Source organism: Vibrio sp. TAP-3B (assembly GCF_057784735.1).
In genome coordinates this window covers 952,380-971,834 of sequence record NZ_CM173495.1, presented here as the reverse complement: position 1 = coordinate 971,834, position 19,455 = coordinate 952,380, and the positions used below count along the sequence as shown (strand labels likewise).

Genomic DNA, 19,455 nt, shown 5'->3' with positions numbered 1-19,455 from the left:
GCATTGAAAATTATGGTTTGTTCCACTTCTGTAATGGAAGCATCACAAAGCTGACGCACTCCCAATAGTAACGCAAAAAAATACGTTTTTTCACTCTCACAGATTCACGCTGTCAGCGCAATATTTTAACTATCAGTACTGTTATATTTCTTTCTGTTTCTAGTTTCAAAGGAATGGATCAGATTGGAGAGTAATTTGAAGGCCTCTTTCAAAAAGCGCTGCCAGCACAAACTAACCCAAAATTTGGAAATGATTAAGATGCTGAACTATCGAATACAACTCACTGGGCCAAAACAGTATTCTTTCTTAAGTAACTCAAGAGAAGAGATGCTTCCTGCTTTGCAATCGAGCGATGATGTTAAATCGACGTTTATCGTGCCCGTTCAATATATTCACTAGTTGAGCAGCTCGCAGGGCATTAACAAGCGATGTTATATAAAAAACCAGCTGCATTAAACATAAAATGTAATCTGTACTTAACTATTGATAAAGCGAGGCGTATAGTCTTCATTTTTCTTCTTTGATGATTTAAGCGGCGAGGGTGTTCTGTGTTAATAAAACGACAGAGACCTTGTGATTGTCGACATAAAGGCATGATTGCTCTCAAAAATGGCGACAAGATTATAAATTGGTTGATTAGTTCTATATGCTCTTCGCCATTAATTAAAATAAGGAAACGAAGATGGATAAATTCGTAGTGTTTCTCTTATGCCTTTTTTTAACAATCGGTGGTGTGGCTCATATTTATGACAACGTTGTCGATGGTTTTTTACCGTATGATTTTGCCCCGCGTTGGTTAAATATCTATTGGAGTGTATTGGGCATTTTGGATTTGTTGGCAGCTTACCTTCTTATCAGGCATCGTAGAGTAGGACTGGTCTTAATGCTATTACTCCTAGTGACCAATGTTATTTTCAGTTCTCATGCGCAATACACATTGGAAGTTTTAGATAACAATACCGCTTTGCAAATGAAAACACTGTTTTTGGGCTTCTCGATCGGTGTCTCCATTTGGCTATGGAGCGCACGTAAGCACCAACAGTCACGCCAGATATTTCGTTAACTTTTAGTGCTCATTTATATAAATTAAGGATTATTAACAGGGATTCGTTATGAACAACTTTAAAGACTTGGCCAGTTTCGCCGCCTTGAGTGCATTAACAGGGTTAAGTTTTGGTACTCTCTTTTTTAGTCTTGTTTTTGTATATACCTCGCTTGAAACGGAACAAGAATTAAACATAAATGCATTAATTTGTGTTGTACTGGGAAGCATTGGATTACTTATTGGTGTCACTCAGTTGAATAAAAAGCGCCAATTGAGCGAGGGTTAGAATAATACGGATGAGCTTCCCAAGGCTGAACACCAACTGTACTGGTTACTTATCCTTATTTCTCCACTCTGCTTGATTCCTTTTCACTCTGTCGCTGTTCACGATAGCGAAAGGGTTGAGTGAGCAGTTTATCAAGCCTTTGTTCTTGCTTATCTCGTATTTCCGGAATTCCAATCACTACGCCATCATGACCTAATTCTGGTTGTGCCCGATAGGTGCCAAACCAGCGGTCCCATACCGAAAGAAAGAAACCAAAGTTGGAATGAGTTTCTTTGGCAATCACAGAGTGGTGTACGCGGTGCATATCTGGCGTAACAACGAGCTTCCTCAACCATGCATCAACAGGAAGTGGCAACTTCGCATTGCTATGATTAAACATGGCACTGGCGTTTAGTACTATTTCAAACACCACGATTGCCAGCGGGGAGACACCTAAAGCAAAAACAGCTCCTATTTTGACTACCATCGATAAAAGTATTTCAATGGGATGAAAGCGTGCACCAGTAGTGACATCAATATCTAAATCGGCGTGATGCATGCGATGGAGCTTCCAAAGCGGTTTTATTTTGTGGAAAACAATATGCTGAAGGTAAATGATGCAATCGAGGAATAATACCGACAAGATGATATTCAGCCAACTCGGTAGGGAAAGTAAGTTAAACAATCCCCACTGGTTCTCATTTGTAATTATGGCTGATTGAAATGCAGCAATCGGCATCACAACGGCGATAATAATACTATTGAGAGCCACAAGAGAAAGGTTGTTAGCCCAACGAAAAATCCGTGACACGCTAAGATTTTTCCGTGGTAGCGCATTTTCCCAAAAGGTACAAAGCAGCAATACCCCAATAAAAAAACCTAGCCTTATCCATGATGGGTCGTCAAACATCGTTTCTGTCATTGAGAGTTTCCTTTTTTCTTTACTTTGCCATAGACCGAGTATTTCGTTAAATGCTTTCAGAATTAAACGAGGGGCGTTGAGACCTTACCTTGAGGCTAACGCATTATCCCAGTAGAATCGCGTTCTATTTTTTACGTGGCATTACTACTCATGAGAATTCACGCTTTCCATCGCTTACTTCAGTATCGACAATCTATCTCAACGAAACCTTTTAATGCACGAGGGTGTAAAGTGGTTCGATGTCAATATTGTCAGGTTTCTGAGCAACATTGTCTGTGTGAATTACAGCCCAACATTGAATCAAATATAGCGTGCATGTTGATAGTGTCTGAAAATGAAGTGTTTAAGCCAAGTAACACGGGCCGCTTGATAGCTGATACGATTCAAGAAACGCATGTGTATCAATGGAACCGTACAGACCCCTCACAAGAAATGATCGCATTATTAGGCGATGATCGTTTCCAACCTGTGGTTGTATTCCCGGCTGATTATGTTGATGACTCGTCTCGTTTAGTTGACGATTTAAACTTCGAGCGTTTACAAAAACACCAAAACCAGGATAAGAAATGGCTGTTGATTTTCATTGATGGCAGTTGGCGCGAAGCAAGAAAGATTTTTCGCCGTTCAGAGTTCTTGCAATCATTGCCTGTCTTATCTATCGAGCCGGAATCTTTGTCAGAATACATCATGCGTCGCTCTGATAACGAGCAACACCTTTCCACCGCAGAAGTCGCAACCTTAGTTCTAAAGTTAGCTGGTGAGCATAAAGCTTCAGAATGCCTCCAGCTGTGGTTTGAAGCCTTTCGTGAAACGTACATGTTGACCAAAACCCGTGTTAAAACCGACCCTAATCGGCCTCATCTGAAACGTTTCAAAGCATGGATCAAAACCGAGAGCTGACTCTAAGGAATGAACTTTTGTTGATGGCTTGTTGTTCAACTTGCCTCGATGAGGAGATAAATCTGCATTTGGTCACGGTTTGCAGGCGTACAGATATGGATAATGCCAAAAGTTTATACTTTTTGACTCCAGTTAATGTTGGGAGTCGTTTAAGCATTTTTAGGAGAGAAGTACATGTATTACGGCTTTGATGTCGGTGGCACTAAGATTGAGTTTGGTGCATTTAACGATAAGCTTGAGCGTGTAGCAACAGAGCGCGTACCGACACCAACAGAGAACTATGCTCTATTGGTTGAAACGATTGCAGAATTGGTAAACAAGTACGATGCCGAATTTGGTTGCGAAGGTACTATTGGTCTTGGCTTGCCAGGCATGGAAGATGCGGATGACGCGACCGTTCTAACGGTTAACGTGCCTGCAGCAAAAGGCAAACCACTGCGGGCTGATCTTGAAGCTAAAATTGGTCGCAGCGTAAAAATTGAGAATGATGCGAACTGTTTTGCGCTTTCAGAAGCATGGGATGAAGAGTTACAAGACGAGCCTTCTGTGCTTGGGTTGATCTTAGGGACTGGCTTTGGTGGCGGCATGATTTACGAAGGTAAAGTATTTTCCGGTCGTAACCACGTAGCGGGAGAGATGGGTCATACTCGCCTACCTATCGATGCTTGGTTCCATCTTGGTGACAATGCGCCGTTACTAGGCTGTGGTTGTGACAAAAAAGGTTGTTTAGACAGTTACCTATCAGGTCGTGGCTTCGAGCTTCTGTACGAGCATTACTACGGTGAAGAGAAAAAAGCGATCGATATCATCAAAGCAAATGCTGAGGGTGAAGCAAACGCCGTCGAACATGTTGAGCGCTTTATGGAGCTGCTCGCTATCTGTCTTGCGAATATTTTCACTGCGACGGACCCGCACGTTGTCGTTCTTGGTGGTGGTTTATCTAACTTTGAGTTGATTTACGAAGAGATGCCAAAACGTATTCCAAAGCATCTTTTGTCAGTGGCGAAGTGTCCGAAAATCATCAAGGCAAAACACGGTGATTCAGGCGGTGTACGTGGCGCTGCCTTCCTAAATATCAAATAAATACTCGTTGAGCTGAAATTCAATCGCGCCAAAAATTTAAAGCCCTGTCGAATCACGACAGGGCTTTTTAGTTTTGATTGTTAAGCTGAACTTACTTGTTCTTTTTACCTACACCCAAGTTTTCTTTTTGAGCGAGAGTGATTTTAGTAAAGCCAAGCTTTTTGAAGTGGTTGTCGCGGTAGTTACGGACTGCTTTGGTGTCTGAAACCGCTTCGATTTGCTGTTCCATCTTTAGGTATTCAGAAATGTCGATCCCTTCAGCTTCAGCGACGGCTTCCTGAATGTTGCGGTGCTGTTGGTAAGAAAACGTCAGTTCTTTGTCTTCGTTTTTGTATGTGTAAAGAATGGTGCGAGCCATAGTTATCTCTCGAATATATTTTATAAGTGTCTTTAGCCAAAGCAAGTGACTCACCATAATATGGGGTGAGCAATCGGCCATCAAAATGCCAATGGTTAATGGTGTTGATTTCCAGTCACAGTGATAAACGAGATTGCTTTGTTAAAAACGAAAGGTCAGCAATGCTGACCTTTGCGAACGACTTTCTAGTCAAACTAAAAGTTAGATTCTGCCTTGAAGTGGGATAATTGTCACGCTTTCTCCCATTTTTACGCTATCGACAGCGGGCGATATCTCGATAAGACAATTCGCCTCACTCATTGAGCGCAAGATACCAGAACCTTGCTTGCCAGTTGTTCGAACCGTTAATCGGCCGGTTTCATCTAATTCATAAATACCCCGGCTGAATTCAGTACGACCTTGACGAGAACGCAGGTTCTCAGTAGCAATTGCGTTCACTTTCAGTGGTTTCCAGTTTTGTTCACTTTGCATCTTACGTAGCGCAGGTTCAACAAAGTTAATAAAGGAGACCATTACTGCCACCGGGTTGCCTGGCAAACCAAAGAATGGCTTATGATTGATTTGACCAAATGCCAATGGACGGCCTGGCCGCATGTTGATACGCCAGAAATCGATTTGGCCTAACCTATCCAGCGCTAATTTGATGTAGTCAGCATCACCCACAGAGACACCACCAGAAGTCATCACGACATCCGCTTGCGCTGAAGCGCTTTCTAGCGCCTCAATCATTCGCTGTTCATTATCTTCGAGAATACCGAAATCCAAGATCTCACAGCCGAGCTTTTCAAGCATACCTATAATAGTAAAACGGTTTGAATCGTAAATAGAATTCGCTCTTTGCTCTGTCCCCGGCGCTTGCACTTCGTCACCGGTAGAGAACACCGCCACTTTCAACTTGCGGAAGACATTTGCTTTGTCAAAACCTAACGAAGCGATCATGCCCATTTCTGGGGAGCTGAGGCGAGTACCAGCAGTAAATACCTCGCTGCCAATCGCGAGATCTTCACCCGCTTGACGCACGTTTTGACCTACTTTGATGCTCGCATCATCAAAGGTGACATTGTCACTCTTATGGGTCGCTTGTTCACGCATAACCACGGTGTCACCGTTAATCGGTGTTGGTGCACCTGTCATGATTTTCACCGCTTGGCCGATTTCTAAAACTTTATCATAGGCATGGCCAGCCATCACTTCTGCGACGATTTGGTAGCTATCGCGGTCAACATCATCACTGCGGATAGCATAACCATCCATCGCTGAATTGGTGTACTGCGGTACGTTTACTGGTGAAACGATATGTTCCGCAAGAACGCGGCCGTAGGCATTTTCAATTTTGCATGCTTCGACTTCTTCAACGGGATTGACCAACGAGAGAATCTTTTCTTGGCCTTGAAGCACGGAAAGGAATGCGGGAGAAAGAGTGTCACAACATGCGGCTTCTTTTTCTTTCTCATTTGATGCTGGTGCTTTTGCACCTTGAACGTATTGGAGAATGAACTGAGCGATGGCATCCAAATCATTGATGCTCATTTGCGGCAGTTCAGAATCGAGTTGGCCGCTGTCTGAAGCAATCGCGATGATGTTTTCATCATGAGGGTAGAGCCAAGGTTTGCCGACATCTTCGCGATGTAGTTCGATTTTAGGAAAAGCGATATTTTTGCAGCCCTCAACCAAGAGCACATCAAGTTGGTCTTCATCAAAGCGCGTCAGTAGGTATTCAAACTCGGCTTCGGCTTCTGGCGTTTCTGTCATTAACGCAAATCGGTTGCGAGATGCAATCAACATTTGAGATGCGCCAGCTTTGCGAAGGCGGTGGCTGTCTTTACCCGGCTGATCGACATCGAAGTTGTGGTGTGCGTGCTTCAGCATACCAATACGCAACCCCGCTTCGGTGAGTGTTGGCAGTAGTGCTTCTAGCAACGTAGTTTTACCAGTGCCTGAATAAGCCGCAAAACCAAGAATAGGAATATTTAACGTGTATTTCATGATTCTAGTTGTCCAAATTGTGCCAGTTCTTCTGGAGTGTTTAGGTTGACGAAACAGTTTGGTGAATCGCTGAAGTCAACGTAACTGGTGTTGCATTCTTTGTAGAGTAAGATGATTTTTCGATCACCTCGCTCGAGGAATGCCGTCAGTTTTGGTAGTACGCGTTTGTGGTATAGCGTGAACACTGGCTGTTGATGATCGCCATCATGCGCGACCAAAATATCGCTATCTTCTTTCGCCGCTTGGCAAAAGCGTTCAACTAAATCGGTATTGATTTGAGGGCTATCACAAGGCACAAAGCCAACCCAATCCGTATCAGCATGGACCAGGCCTGCGTGGATGCCCCCCATAGGACCAGGAAAATTTTTGAATTGATCGCTGAACACAAAACCAAACTTTTGGTAAGCCTCTTGGTTTCGGTTTGCATTAATGAGAATACGTGGAGTCTGTGGCGATAATCGTTCAATAACGTGTTCGATGAGTGGTTTTTGATTTAACTCGATCAGACCTTTGTCTTTTCCACCCATGCGGCTGGCTTGGCCACCAGCCAAAATGACCCAACTAGTTTGTGTTGGTTGAAGCATATGCGTTCTCTTGGGATGTTTCTTTTGGTATGACATACAACAGAGGAGACTCTATCAAAGTCTTGTCTTTAATCCACCACTGTTTTTTACATAGGTCGGTGAGGGCGTTGGCTTGATGGCTTGTCACTACGATGCTCGATCCTCTATCTAAAAGATCTTTAGCCATGACGACTAATCTTTCAATCGACTCTTTATCTAGTGATGCGCTCGGTTCATCCATCAATAGAATCGAGGGTTTTAAAATCCATGCCCGTGCCATTGCAACGCGTTGCTTTTCACCGCCAGACAGAACAGAAATGTGCTCATCTGCTAAAGTCTCTAAACCTACCATGCGTAGCGCGTTAATAACTTGAGCTCGCTTATCTTTTGGTGTGTCTTGTTGATATTTTACACCATACACTACGTTCTCAAAAACGGTACCGTCGAACAAATACGGAGATTGATGGAGGTAAATCACATCGACACGACCATTGCGGCGTGTTTGCCTTTTCAGCCACGTATCCTTTGGTGCGACCACGTTACCTGTCGAAGGTTTTAGCAGACCCGCGAGGATTTTAAGTAGGGTCGTTTTGCCCACACCATTGTCACCCTTGAGATAAATGGCATCGTTTGGTCCGATGGCGAGCTCTGGGATGTGAAAAAGCACACGCTCTTTAAAGCGCATAGACAATTGCTCGGCAGTGATTTTTATCGTCATAATACGGCCTTACGTTGGTTTGATAGCGAGTCGATTGTGGGGGTCATGTTCTTAGGTAGCCTTTGCCTCTCATGCTGGATAAGAAAAAGTTTAGTGCCAATGCTAAAGATAGTAATACAATCCCTAACGCTACTCCTTCTGCAAAGGCGCCTTTGCTACTTTCCATTGCGATTGCGGTCGGAATATTGCGAGTCACACCCATAATATTACCCCCAACCATCATTGAGCAGCCCACCTCAGTCACGATGCGTGAGAAACCCGCAATAATGGCTGCAAGTAGGGGAAAACGAGTTTCCCAAATCATTGTCGCTGCAACGCGAGGAATGGAAACGCCCAACGTAATCGCGGTTTCAACTGCACGTCGGTCACTAGATTGCAACGCTCCATGCATCATGGACACCAACACCGGGAAACAAATGATCATTTGGCCGAAAATCATTGCTTTTTGCGTAAAGAGCATTTGCCATCCACCCCAAGGACCTGCTCTTGATAGCAACATATACAGCAATAAACCAATTACCACCGTTGGTATTGCTTGCAGGGTATTGACGATCGAAAGCAAGAACCACTTACCTCGGAAGTTTGTGTAAGCAAGAACAAAAGACATCAAAATAGCAGGCAAGACCACCAAGGATATCGCCGTGATAGAAACGCTAAAGGAGACCGCCACGATCTCCCATAAGTTTGCATCAAAATTCACCAGTAAGCGAAGCGCTTCTACTGTTGTATCAGCAAGGTTCATATTGCGTTATTTGCTTTCTGCATTAGCAACAAACAGTTGTTTACCGTTGAGACGGAAGTGATTGATTAGCTCCTGACCGCGCGGGTTAACCAACCAGTCACTGAATGCTTTTGCACCTTGATAGTTAATTGTCGGGTAACGTTCAGGGTTCACAAGAATCACTTGGTAAGGGTTAAACAGCATTGCATCACCTTGGAATAGTATCTCTAAATCCAACTTGTTTTGATAAGCCAACCAAGTGCCCCGGTCCGTCATCGTATAGCCTTGCATCTCCGACGCCATGTTTAGTGTAGGCCCCATACCTTGACCTACGCTACGGTAACCGCCAAAGTTTGGTTCGATTTTGGTTTGTGCCCAAAAGCCCATTTCTTTTTTATGTGTGCCAGAGTCATCACCGCGAGAGATAAAGGTCGTATTTTGGTTTGCGAACTCTTTGAATACATCAAGAACAGACTGCTCATCTTTGATGGTGGCAGGGTCGGCTTTAGGGCCAACAATCACGAAATCGTTGTACATCAATTTGCGTGGAAGTACGCCGTAGCCTTTTTCGACGAATGTGTCTTCCGCTTTTGGTGCGTGGGTCATGACTAAATCCACGTCGCCATTTTCGCCCATTTTGAGCGCTTTACCTGTGCCCGCCGCGATGATATCGACTTTGTAGCCTGTGTCTTTTTCAAACTGTGGTAGTAGGTAATCCAGTAGTCCAGAGTGGTAAGTGCTGGTCGTGGTTGCTAAGCGAACGTGTTCTGCTTCTAGAGCAGAAAATGCAGAGTAGCTTACAAGCGTGATTGACGTTGCGGCCAGCGTTAGCGCCATTTTTTTCATTTTTAAGTGTTCCTTTCTTATGATTTTTGTGACTTCTAACATCATGATGATTAAGAAGTGTCCTAGGCCATCTTACGGGCTTAAATCACAAGTTACCTCAGGGGGACTCGAATATCTGAGATGACTTGGATACTTTTACATAGCAAACAAGATGCCAACCTATTACAAGGCCAAAATGTTCGATTTATGCGCGGATTCATGGACTTATTTGTACAAAAATTTGAGTTGGTACAAAATGTCGCACTTTTTGTAGGGTATCTCTGCTTTAACTTGGTACACTCTGTCCCATCGGAATCCATCTAGGGTAAATATGTCTACTCAATCCCATATTAGTACAAACCAACACTACAACGCTTTTTCGGTACTGGTTGTTGATGATGAATTAGGCATGCAAGCCATTTTAAAAAAAGCACTCGGTAAGCTTTTTTCTCATGTCGATACCGCAGGCAGTATCGAAGAAGCGGAGTTGCTACGTAATTCTCGCCACTATGATTTAATCTTACTCGATATTAATTTGCCTGGTCGTTCAGGGATTGAGTGGGAAGAAGCCTTTGAAGATGACGATAAACGCGCTGATGTGATTTTCATGACTGGTTATGCCGATCTGGAAATCGCCATTCGTGCACTCCAGCTTGGGGCCTCAGATTTTATTCTTAAACCTTTTAATCTTGAGCAGATGTTAAAAGCGGTGAGCCGCTGTATGGATCGTCGCTTGAATGAGCGCATGCAATATGCGATGAAACGTGACTATCAACGATATAACACGTCAGAAATCATCGGAGGTTCAGAGAAAACACGTCAACTCAAGCAGCTTATAACTCAATTTGCGCCATCTCGAGCTTCTGTTTTGATCGAGGGAGAATCGGGAACAGGTAAAGAGCTAGTGGCGAGAGGTCTCCATCAAGTCAGTGGACGAACGGGGCCCTTCGTGCCAATAAACTGTGGGGCGATTGCGCCAGAGTTATTAGAGAGCGAGCTGTTTGGTCATACATCCGGGGCTTTTACGGGAGCGAAGAAAGCTCGTGAAGGTTTATTCCGTGTCGCCAATGGTGGCACTTTATTCTTAGATGAAATCGGTGAAATGCCGTTAGCAATGCAAGCGTCATTACTACGTGTGTTAGAGCAACGCACGATCCGGCCCGTTGGATCTGAAAAAGAAATCAGCATTGACGTACGAATTGTCGCTGCGACCAACCGAAACTTACAAGACGAGGTGAATCAGGGCAACTTTCGTAGCGATCTGTATTACCGTTTAAATGTGTTGAAAATAGAAGTATGTCCACTGCGTGAACGTAAAACGGATTTGTTCGAGTTAGTACCTTTCTTCAGTAATATGCTCACTCGCGAGCTTGGCACGTCCTCGCCAAAGTGGGCGCATGAAGATATGGAAGCAATGAGTGAATACGATTGGCCGGGCAACATTCGTGAGCTCAAAAACCTGATTGAACGTTGTATTTTGCTCGGTAAACCACCTGCACATTACTGGCGAGAACTGAACAGTGGGCAGTCTTTTCCTAATGTTTCGATTACCGTCTCACACTCTGCTGAACTACCAACTTTTAAGGAAGGTAAAGAGTTTACGGGTGAAGGTTACCCAACCCATTGGACATTAAAAGAAGTCGAAAAGGCCCATATCCAACAAGTTGTTAACTTATATGAAGGCAATAAATCAGCCGCAGCACGTGAATTGGGAGTGGCCCGCAAAACCTTAGAGCGCAAATATAAAGAATGGGATTCTGAGGATGAGGAATATGACAACTAGCGTCCAGCAGCGCAAAGGGCTGTCGAAATGGACGCACCGCCTTAAAACGATGGTGCGCTATCGCTTATTGATCTTAACCTCTGCGCCTATTTTCCTCACTTTAATTGCCTTAATAGGCATCACCATTTACTGGTCAATTCATTACACATGGCAAAATGCGTTGCTTGATGTATCAGAGCGATTGGGAGTTGCGAACAACAGTGTGACATTGTTGCAGCAAAAGCAGGCAAATTACGTACGCGCGTTTGCCGATTCCTACGATTTTCGCATTCGTATTAATCAAGAGATGCCGCAAGAACAACTGCAAGTTTGGGTGACCCAGCAAAAAAAACGCTACGGGTTAGATTTTCTCTCTTTCCAACGAGTTAACTCGATGGAAAACAAGTTTCGTTTTATGGATCTCACCAAGCGCGAGTCCTTTTTTGATGTGCTCAATAAAGCAGAACTAGAACGGCTTGACCCCAACTTGGCTAAACGTTCTGAGGTGCCGATTCTCGCTGATGGAAGAGTGGAAGCTCGCGGTTTAGTTAGTCGGACGGTTATTCCTGTTTATAGCCAAGCCAACGACTTAATCGGTTTTCTTGATGGCGGCTTGCTCTTGAATAACAGCACCGTATTGGTTGATCAAATCCGTGATTTAATTTATCTCAGCGATAATGATCGTTTGCGCCCTGTCGGAACGTTGACGGTATTCCTAGACGATTTACGAGTCAGCACCAACGTGCCGTTGGATAGTGACCACCGTCTAGGGCGTGCAGTCGGTACGCGAGTGAGTACCGACGTTTATAACCACGTTCTTACAAAAGGTGAGCAGTGGGTCGACCGGGCGTATGTTTATGACGCGTGGTACATCACGGCTTACCAGCCAATCAAAGATCAGTACGATAATGTGATTGGAATGCTTTACACCGGCTACTTGATGTGGCCCTTTGTCAAAGCGTACATGACTAATATTGCTGAAATCAGCGTGATCACTCTGATGCTGCTATTGATATCGGGCGTGATTGTTTATCGGGGGTCACAAGAGCTGTTTAGACCAATCGAGCGTATTCACAAGGTAGTTAAGCAAGTTCAACAAGGTAAAGAAAAGCGCATTGGCCCACTGGGTTTAGATGAACACCATGAGCTCGCTCAATTAGCGAGACAATTCGATGACATGTTAGATGCGTTAGAACAACGTAAGAGTGAGCTAAAAAGCTCTGCTACACAGCTTGAAGGCAAGGTTCAAGAGCGAACGGCAAGCCTACGTGAAAAGACCAATGAGCTTGAGCTGCATATTCAATTACTTAATCAAACGCGTCATAAATTAGTTGTGCACGAAAAACTCGCGGCATTAGGCGAGCTAACGGCAGGCATCGCGCATGAAATTAATAACCCAACGGCGGTAATCCTAGGAAACATAGAGTTGATTCATTTTGAACTTGGTGAGGATGCGAGCCGAGTTCAGGAAGAGATTGATGCGATTCACGCACAAATTGATCGCATCCGAAATATTACCCGCAGTTTGTTGCAATACAGTCGTCAGGGTGGAGTGCAAGATGAGATCACATGGCAGCACATTAACCCCATCATTGATGAAAGTATTACGTTGGTAAAAACAGGGACTAAGAAGCGTGATATTGAGTTTGTGGCCGATCTGCGAGCGCATACATCTGTCGAGATCAATCGTCACCACTTGCTGCAAATTTTGGTCAACTTACAAATGAACGCTATTCATGCGATGAACGGTAAAGGTAAGTTAACCGTCATGAGCGAAGACTGGATCGAAGGTGGAGAAATAAAAGGCGCAGCGATCCACGTGACCGATGAGGGTTGTGGGATTAAGCCAGAAAATCTAAGTCGGATTTTTTCACCATTTTATACGACTAAGCGTGATGGAACTGGGTTGGGGTTGTCTGTCTCCCAAAGTACCCTTAGCCAAACAGGCGGTGAGCTTAAGGTTGAATCGGAGTGGGGGAAAGGCAGCACTTTTAGTATCTACTTACCGAACAAAGCTGAAATGTTGTTGGAAGTAACGAATATCGGCTAGAAGATCGAATAAGCAACAGTATGAACCCTAGAAAAGGATGAGTGACGATACTGATCCTTTTTTAATTTAAAAATGAGTTAAAGATCAGACTGCTTCATTCTGCGTGAAGGCTTAGGTCACGTTGCCAAATAATGAATTAATAAAAACAACACTTGCAGTCTGTAGCTCGAACAAGTACCGTTGCGCGGTTTTTCTCAATACACCCAAAGTACTAAGGTATAGGTTTTGATCTCCACAGCGAATATTACACAACAATTCGGCGCAAAGCCGTTATTCGAAAACATTTCAGTTAAGTTCGGCGAAGGTAATCGTTACGGCTTAATTGGAGCTAATGGTTGTGGTAAATCAACCTTTATGAAGATCCTCAGCGGTGAGCTTGAGCAAACCAGTGGTAATGTAAGTTACGACCCGAATGAACGTGTGGCGAAACTAAATCAGAACCAGTTCGCATACGAAGAATTTACAGTTATTGATACCGTGATCATGGGTCATAAAGAACTATGGGAAGTGAAGCAAGAGCGTGACCGTATTTACTCTCAAGCAGAAATGAGCGAAGAAGACGGCATGAAAGTCGCGGATCTCGAAGTTCAGTTTGCTGAGATGGATGGCTACATGGCAGAAGCAAAAGCAGGTGAGCTTTTGCTGGCGGTTGGCATCCCGATGGAGCAACACTTCGGCCTAATGAGTGAAGTGGCGCCGGGCTGGAAACTTCGCGTGCTTTTAGCGCAGGTCCTATTCGCAGACCCAGACGTTATGCTGCTTGATGAGCCAACCAACAACTTGGATATGGACACGATTCGCTGGTTAGAAGATACGCTGAACGCACGTAACTGCACCATGATCATCATTTCGCACGACCGTCACTTCCTAAATTCAGTATGTAGCCATATGGCAGACTTAGATTACGGTGAGCTGCGCATTTACCCAGGTAACTACGATGAATATATGACTGCAGCTTCTCAAGTCCGTGATCGCCTACTTAACGACAACGCAAAAAAGAAAGCACAAATTGCTGAGCTACAAACCTTCGTTGCACGTTTCTCTGCCAACGCATCGAAAGCAAAACAAGCGACATCACGTGCTAAGCAAATTGATAAGATCAAACTTGACGAAGTTAAAGCATCTAGTCGCCAAAACCCATTCATTCGTTTTGAGCAATCGAAAGAGCTGTTCCGTAACGCTCTGGTTATAGAAAACCTAAGTCAGGGTTTTGAAAACGATTTGTTTACTAACTTCAATGCCATCTTTGAAGTCGGTGAACGTGTTGCCATCATCGGCGAAAACGGTGTGGGTAAAACGACACTACTTAACACGCTTGCTGGTGTACTAGAGCCTCGCACTGGTCAATATAAATGGTCTGAAAACTCAAATATTGGCTACTATGCTCAAGACCACGCCCACGACTTTGCCGAAGACATGAACCTAACTGATTGGATGGGTCAATGGCGTCAAGAAGGGGATGACGAGCAAGTGGTTCGTGGCTTCCTTGGCCGTATGTTGTTTGGTCAAGACGACATCAAAAAGTCAGTAAAAGTCCTATCTGGTGGTGAACAAGGCCGTATGCTGCTTGGTAAGATAATGATGCACAAACCAAATATGCTACTGATGGATGAGCCAACCAACCACATGGATATGGAATCCATCGAATCATTGAACAATGCACTTGAAGAATACAAAGGTACGCTGTTCTTCGTATCGCATGATCGAGTCTTTGTTGATTCTCTAGCTACACGTATTCTCGAAATCCGTAAGGGTAAGATCATCGATTTCAAAGGCACTTATGCTGAGTATCTGAAATCACGTAGTGTGGATGAGTGATCGCGAATTAGGTAAAAGTAAAAAGACCTCATTATGAGGTCTTTTTTTGTGGCTTTAATCCTTAAATTGGCCCGTTAAGTAAGCGTAAATCCCAACGAGACCAAATGTAATGATCATCGAAAGCATAATGCCACTTGGTGTGAGCAAAAAATTCCACAGTTGGTCATTGTCCATCGTCCACATCCTTTGTGAGTCCGTATCGTTAGTTTATATCATCTGATGATTTAGCAAGGCGTTATTGCTCACCTTTTACATCAAACTCAACTTTCTCTACACCAGTGAATACTTGGAAGCGTAGACCTTTAGCGCGAGCGATGGTCGTAATACCAAATTGTTTCGCGAGGTCGAGTCCCATTTGTGTTACCCCAGAGCGAGAAAGAAGCACCGGAATACCCATTTGAGCGACTTTAATCACCATCTCTGATGTAAGGCGACCAGTTGTGTAGAAAATTTTATTTTCACCGGTTTCTTGTTCGAGCCACATCTCACCCGCAAGGGTATCAACCGCATTATGACGACCAACGTCTTCGACAAAAGATAACACTTCATTACCCTTGCAAACCGCACATCCATGCACGGCTCCGGCTTTTTTATACGTATCATTGTAATGAGTTAGTGCTTCTAAAGCGGCATAAACTTCCGATTGTTTCAGTGGTACTTGGGGAGCCTGATAATCCTCAAGCTGCTTCATGACATTGCCGTACATGGTGCCTTGACCACATCCAGATGTGACTGTTTTCTTTTTAAGTGCGCCTTCTAGGTGCTCAGTATTTTCTTTGGTTATCACCGCCGCAGAGTGCGTCTCCCAATCGATGATAACCGATTCAATCGCTTCAGGATCAGACAGGAAACTCTGGTTTTTTAAATACCCCAGCACCAAGGCTTCAGGACGCGACCCCAGCGTCATTAATGTCACCACTTCTCTCCAGTTTAGCATTACCGTTAGAGGGCGCTCACAGGCGATTTGTTTGGTAAGTTTTTCTCCATATTCATCGTAAACGTCGACTTCAATGGTTTGCAGGGGATTTTCACTGGTTTTAATAATATTTGGCTTTAGCACAGTCCTATCCTAGTCGTTGAGAGGGCGATTCACCCCATCAAATATCTTCGTTTATTTCACGGTTTACAAAGCAAGTCTCATTCCAAAATAGCGTTTACTACAAAAAATGCGAAGTTTTATATCCACGGCGCATTAAAACTGCGAGTTCGCAGTAATGACACATCAATGAATTAGAGTTTCGACTACTTTGGTATTTATGGTCTTAACTAACGAGAGTCCTGAGAATATGAGAGTCCTGAGAATAATTTTTGGCTCGGATATTGCTATCAAACCATGAAATGGTTAAAAGCAAAGGTCAAGGTGTCCTTTTCGTCTCCGTTTTTGGACCAAAATAGAAAGCTGGGTGAGCTATGTCGGATAAGAAAAATTTTGAAACAAAATACAAGAAAACTGAAGATGAGTGGTTGATTGGTGTTGAACTTGTTGAGCATGAAATCAGTACGGGGATTTGGGTCACCACCCAATGGCAGTTAACGGGATTTGCGCTGAATCCGACAGAAGAGACACCGCACGTTTGTTGGTTGCAACTGCACAAAGATGAACGCACCGACTACCGATTTAATTTAAGCTCTCAGCAACCTAAGCTTTTCCTAGTGATGGATAATGTTGAGTCTGGTGAAAAGCCAACAATACAGCTCTTGACGGCTTCGCAATCCGTCGCGGCTCAATACATGGACGGTGATAACCTAGTATTATCTAATGATATGCCATTAGCCGTTCAAGCGTGGATGGAAGCCTTTATAGGGCGTCATGGTGAGTTGTTAGAAACAAGACGCAAGAAACGTAAAGGAGCGGGGAGAGCAAATGGCAACTAGTTTTTTAAGCCGTTGGTCGAAACGTAAATTAGAAGAGTCCTCAAACTTAGGTGATGAAGAAATCACACCGGTTGAAGAAGAAAAAGCACCAGCGAGCGTGACTGAAACGCCAACGCCGAGTACCACTGTTTCCCTAGACAGCTCTGAATTCAATGAAGCCACTCAAGACACAACGACAGTCGTTGACATTGAAAATGAACAACCAGAAGAGGTGTCGATTGCAAGTTTATTGGTTTCTGAGGCGTCTGAAAGCATAAAAAAAACCGCACTGCGTAAGCTGTTTTTGTCTGAAGAGTTTAATGTCCGCGATGGGCTTGATGATTACGATGACGATTATAGTAATTTGAAGTCTCTGTCTCAGGAGGTCGCTGAGACTTTGCGTGATTGGGTGAAAGAGCAAACAGAAGAAGAACCGCCGGAAGAGCTCACTCAAGCTATTGATGCTGATAAGGAAGTTTTATCAGAGGATATTAAACAGGGCGAACCAAGCGCCACCACTCACCAAGGTGAAACAGATTCGGATAAAAATATAGCGCTTTCAAGAAGTGATACTTTAGAAGATAAATTGATGCCTGAAGACGTGGGACAAAATATACCACACAAACAATAGGTACATTTTGACTAAATACTCAATGAACCGGCTGAGACAAAATGTCTCAGCCGGTTTTTTTGTCCCTATAAATTGTCCGTCAAATGTATAAAATGCTGAAATTAAAAGCTTATTTTATTGGCACAGCACTTGCTAAACATTGTTTAATACCAATCTCATTGATATTAGCACTGAGCCACTGAGACTTTTCACCCATAAGTTAATCAGCAGAATCTCTGGCGCTAACTACAATGATAGATGGAAAAGACTATCCATATTTATAAATGGAATTGAGCAATGTTGAAAAAACTATTAGAACAAGCGACTTCCAATAACGGTAAAGCGAGGCACTACGCTTGCGAAAATACCGTAGAGTTGATGAACCTTATTCCACCAACCGTTAGTTATGAAAGTGGCGGTAACACCTTGATTGTTGGCCCAACTGCAATTATTGAGAGTGCAGCGGCGCAATTATCACAAATGAATAGCTTAACGCTGCTTTCTACCGATGGTGAAAAAGGGACGACCCAAGGTCTTTACTATGCAAACTCGGTGCAGGTTTCTGGGTTCCTCGGTACGTTCGAAGTCATTATCGAAAATAACGACTCGATCAACAACCTAGCAAAAGTAGCCATCAACAACGACTGTTTTGATATCGTGCTTGATCTTTGCCTTAACAGTTGTATGTCGGAAGAAGTGCCTGTCCCGGGGTATTATCCAGTAGGTCGTGGTTATCCAAAACTGGCTGAAGCGTTAGAAGAAATCCCAACACTGATGGGAACCTTCGATAAACCCAAATATTTCCGTTTAGATACTGATTTGTGTGCGCACAGTTCACGTGGCGTGAAAGGTTGTGAGCGTTGTGTCGATGCTTGTCCGGCAGGCGCGCTATCGAGTGAAGGCAGTGACAAAACAGGCCACCGCATTGAGATTAACCCGTACCTTTGTCAAGGCGTAGGGACGTGTGCAACGGCGTGCCCGACAGAAGCGATTCATTACGCATTACCAAACCCGCAAGATACGCAAAAATTCATTGAACGCACGCTTGCGAATTATGAGCAGGCGGGCGGTTTAGACCCTATCGTGCTGATTTGTAGCTCTCGTCATGAAACCTACAATGTGATGGCACTCAAAGCGCTACCAGATAATGTCATTCCAATTGTGGTAGAAGAACTGCCTTCGATTGGAATCGATACTTGGTTTGCCGCACTTGTGAACGGAGCCACTCAGGTTCTGTTTGCGGCTTCGCGTTATATGCCACAAACCATTATTCGTGTGCTCAACACTGAAGTGGGTATTGCTCAAGAACTTCTTGACCAACTTGGTATCGCAAAAGAAACCATCGATATTCTGTATCTAGAGTCGTTACGCGAAGGTGCACCAACCCTTTGTACTGAGTCTTTTGACTTGGCTTTAGGTGATTTGCCAGGCAATAAGCGTCAACGTTTGTTCACCGCATTAGACGCATTATCAGTATCTCGTATTCCTGTAGATAACATGGTGGAGTTACCTGCCAATGCGCCTTACGGCAAGGTTTCTTGCAAAAGCAAAGACTGCACGTTGTGTATGAGCTGTGTCGCGGTCTGTCCAACGCGCGCGCTGCATACCGATGGTCAATCTCCCTCGCTTAAATTCGTCGAGCAAGACTGCATCCAGTGTGGTTTGTGTGAAAAAGCATGTCCAGAAAATGTGCTGACGCTGACTCCCCAAATGAACTGGGTAAAAGAAGAGCGTCAGAAAGCGGTGGTGATTCACGAAGAAAAGGCGGCGGAATGCATTCGTTGTCACAAGCCTTTTGCGCCCCAGTCCATGATCGACATGTTACAAAACAAGCTTCGTGGGCATGCTCACTTCTCCGATCAAGCAGCTATTAATCGCATCGCGATGTGTGAAGACTGCCGTGTGGTCGACATGTTTGAGTCGATGGCTGAAGACCCAATGAGTCAACTGAAATATTAGGAGCTCACAGTGGATA

At 44.1% G+C, this 19,455-nt stretch carries 18 protein-coding genes; 10 read left to right on the top strand and 8 right to left on the bottom strand.

The window, feature by feature from the left end; genetic code table 11:
- Nucleotides 1-682: 682 nt before the first annotated feature.
- Together AC3D28_RS04575 and AC3D28_RS04570 are read left to right on the top strand one after the other, a co-directional pair.
- Nucleotides 683-1,063 (top strand): hypothetical protein, encoded by a 381-nt coding sequence (locus tag AC3D28_RS04575; RefSeq protein WP_098415524.1) that lies wholly within the window; start codon nucleotides 683-685, stop codon nucleotides 1,061-1,063.
- A gap of 49 nt (nucleotides 1,064-1,112) precedes the next feature.
- Nucleotides 1,113-1,331, top strand: a complete 219-nt coding sequence (locus AC3D28_RS04570; protein WP_098415525.1) for a hypothetical protein — start codon at nucleotides 1,113-1,115, stop codon at nucleotides 1,329-1,331.
- 55 nt (nucleotides 1,332-1,386) lie between these two features.
- On the opposite strand, the gene AC3D28_RS04565 is transcribed toward AC3D28_RS04570, so the two are convergent.
- Nucleotides 1,387-2,232 carry a sterol desaturase family protein gene (locus tag AC3D28_RS04565; protein ID WP_488535689.1) on the bottom strand — a complete coding sequence of 282 codons (846 nt, stop codon included), beginning with the start codon at nucleotides 2,230-2,232 and terminating at the stop codon, nucleotides 1,387-1,389.
- A 150-nt stretch (nucleotides 2,233-2,382) separates the two neighbouring features.
- Between AC3D28_RS04565 and AC3D28_RS04560 the strand changes: the two genes are divergently transcribed.
- Nucleotides 2,383-3,132, top strand: a complete 750-nt coding sequence (locus AC3D28_RS04560) for a tRNA-uridine aminocarboxypropyltransferase (RefSeq protein ID WP_488535688.1) — start codon at nucleotides 2,383-2,385, stop codon at nucleotides 3,130-3,132.
- 174 nt (nucleotides 3,133-3,306) lie between these two features.
- Entirely contained in the window at nucleotides 3,307-4,215 is a 909-nt protein-coding gene (gene nagK, locus AC3D28_RS04555; RefSeq protein ID WP_488535687.1) for an N-acetylglucosamine kinase, read from the top strand.
- 91 nt (nucleotides 4,216-4,306) lie between these two features.
- On the opposite strand, the gene AC3D28_RS04550 is transcribed toward nagK, so the two are convergent.
- From AC3D28_RS04550 to AC3D28_RS04525, 6 genes are all read right to left on the bottom strand, one after another.
- A complete protein-coding gene (locus tag AC3D28_RS04550; protein WP_098415911.1) occupies nucleotides 4,307-4,573 on the bottom strand; it encodes a DUF2960 domain-containing protein in 267 nt (88 codons plus the stop codon).
- 201 nt (nucleotides 4,574-4,774) lie between these two features.
- On the bottom strand, nucleotides 4,775-6,559 hold the full coding sequence (locus AC3D28_RS04545) for a bifunctional molybdopterin-guanine dinucleotide biosynthesis adaptor protein MobB/molybdopterin molybdotransferase MoeA (RefSeq protein WP_488535686.1): 1,785 nt from the start codon (nucleotides 6,557-6,559) through the stop codon (nucleotides 4,775-4,777).
- Entirely contained in the window at nucleotides 6,556-7,143 is a 588-nt protein-coding gene (gene mobA, locus AC3D28_RS04540) for a molybdenum cofactor guanylyltransferase MobA (protein WP_179885649.1), read from the bottom strand. The genes AC3D28_RS04545 and mobA overlap by 4 nt, the downstream gene beginning before the upstream one ends.
- A complete protein-coding gene (locus AC3D28_RS04535) occupies nucleotides 7,121-7,840 on the bottom strand; it encodes an energy-coupling factor ABC transporter ATP-binding protein (protein ID WP_098415531.1) in 720 nt (239 codons plus the stop codon). Before AC3D28_RS04535 ends, mobA begins: the two co-directional genes overlap by 23 nt.
- A 43-nt stretch (nucleotides 7,841-7,883) precedes the next feature.
- A complete protein-coding gene (locus tag AC3D28_RS04530; RefSeq protein ID WP_098415532.1) occupies nucleotides 7,884-8,582 on the bottom strand; it encodes an ABC transporter permease in 699 nt (232 codons plus the stop codon).
- Nucleotides 8,583-8,588: 6 nt separating this feature from the next.
- Entirely contained in the window at nucleotides 8,589-9,407 is an 819-nt protein-coding gene (locus AC3D28_RS04525) for an ABC transporter substrate-binding protein (RefSeq protein WP_488535685.1), read from the bottom strand.
- A 310-nt stretch (nucleotides 9,408-9,717) separates the two neighbouring features.
- Between AC3D28_RS04525 and AC3D28_RS04520 the strand changes: the two genes are divergently transcribed.
- The 3 genes from AC3D28_RS04520 to AC3D28_RS04510 all read left to right on the top strand — a co-directional run bounded on the left by AC3D28_RS04520 (nucleotide 9,718) and on the right by AC3D28_RS04510 (nucleotide 15,016).
- Nucleotides 9,718-11,169: a sigma-54-dependent transcriptional regulator gene (locus AC3D28_RS04520; protein WP_488535684.1), complete on the top strand. Its 1,452-nt coding sequence runs from the start codon at nucleotides 9,718-9,720 to the stop codon at nucleotides 11,167-11,169.
- Nucleotides 11,159-13,198: a sensor histidine kinase gene (locus tag AC3D28_RS04515; protein ID WP_488535683.1), complete on the top strand. Its 2,040-nt coding sequence runs from the start codon at nucleotides 11,159-11,161 to the stop codon at nucleotides 13,196-13,198. Before AC3D28_RS04520 ends, AC3D28_RS04515 begins: the two co-directional genes overlap by 11 nt.
- 225 nt (nucleotides 13,199-13,423) lie before the next feature.
- Nucleotides 13,424-15,016, top strand: a complete 1,593-nt coding sequence (locus AC3D28_RS04510) for an ABC-F family ATPase (RefSeq protein ID WP_488535682.1) — start codon at nucleotides 13,424-13,426, stop codon at nucleotides 15,014-15,016.
- A 235-nt stretch (nucleotides 15,017-15,251) separates the two neighbouring features.
- On the opposite strand, the gene AC3D28_RS04505 is transcribed toward AC3D28_RS04510, so the two are convergent.
- Nucleotides 15,252-16,076: a formate dehydrogenase accessory sulfurtransferase FdhD gene (locus AC3D28_RS04505; RefSeq protein ID WP_488535681.1), complete on the bottom strand. Its 825-nt coding sequence runs from the start codon at nucleotides 16,074-16,076 to the stop codon at nucleotides 15,252-15,254.
- 350 nt (nucleotides 16,077-16,426) lie between these two features.
- Between AC3D28_RS04505 and AC3D28_RS04500 the strand changes: the two genes are divergently transcribed.
- The 3 genes from AC3D28_RS04500 (at nucleotide 16,427) to AC3D28_RS04490 (ending at nucleotide 19,439) form a co-directional block, all read left to right on the top strand.
- Nucleotides 16,427-16,891: a DUF3305 domain-containing protein gene (locus AC3D28_RS04500; RefSeq protein ID WP_488535680.1), complete on the top strand. Its 465-nt coding sequence runs from the start codon at nucleotides 16,427-16,429 to the stop codon at nucleotides 16,889-16,891.
- Complete coding sequence (locus AC3D28_RS04495; RefSeq protein ID WP_488535679.1) at nucleotides 16,881-17,501, top strand: DUF3306 domain-containing protein; 621 nt, start codon at nucleotides 16,881-16,883, stop codon at nucleotides 17,499-17,501. The genes AC3D28_RS04500 and AC3D28_RS04495 overlap by 11 nt, the downstream gene beginning before the upstream one ends.
- A 276-nt stretch (nucleotides 17,502-17,777) precedes the next feature.
- Nucleotides 17,778-19,439 (top strand): 4Fe-4S dicluster domain-containing protein, encoded by a 1,662-nt coding sequence (locus AC3D28_RS04490; RefSeq protein ID WP_488535678.1) that lies wholly within the window; start codon nucleotides 17,778-17,780, stop codon nucleotides 19,437-19,439.
- Nucleotides 19,440-19,455 lie beyond the last annotated feature (16 nt).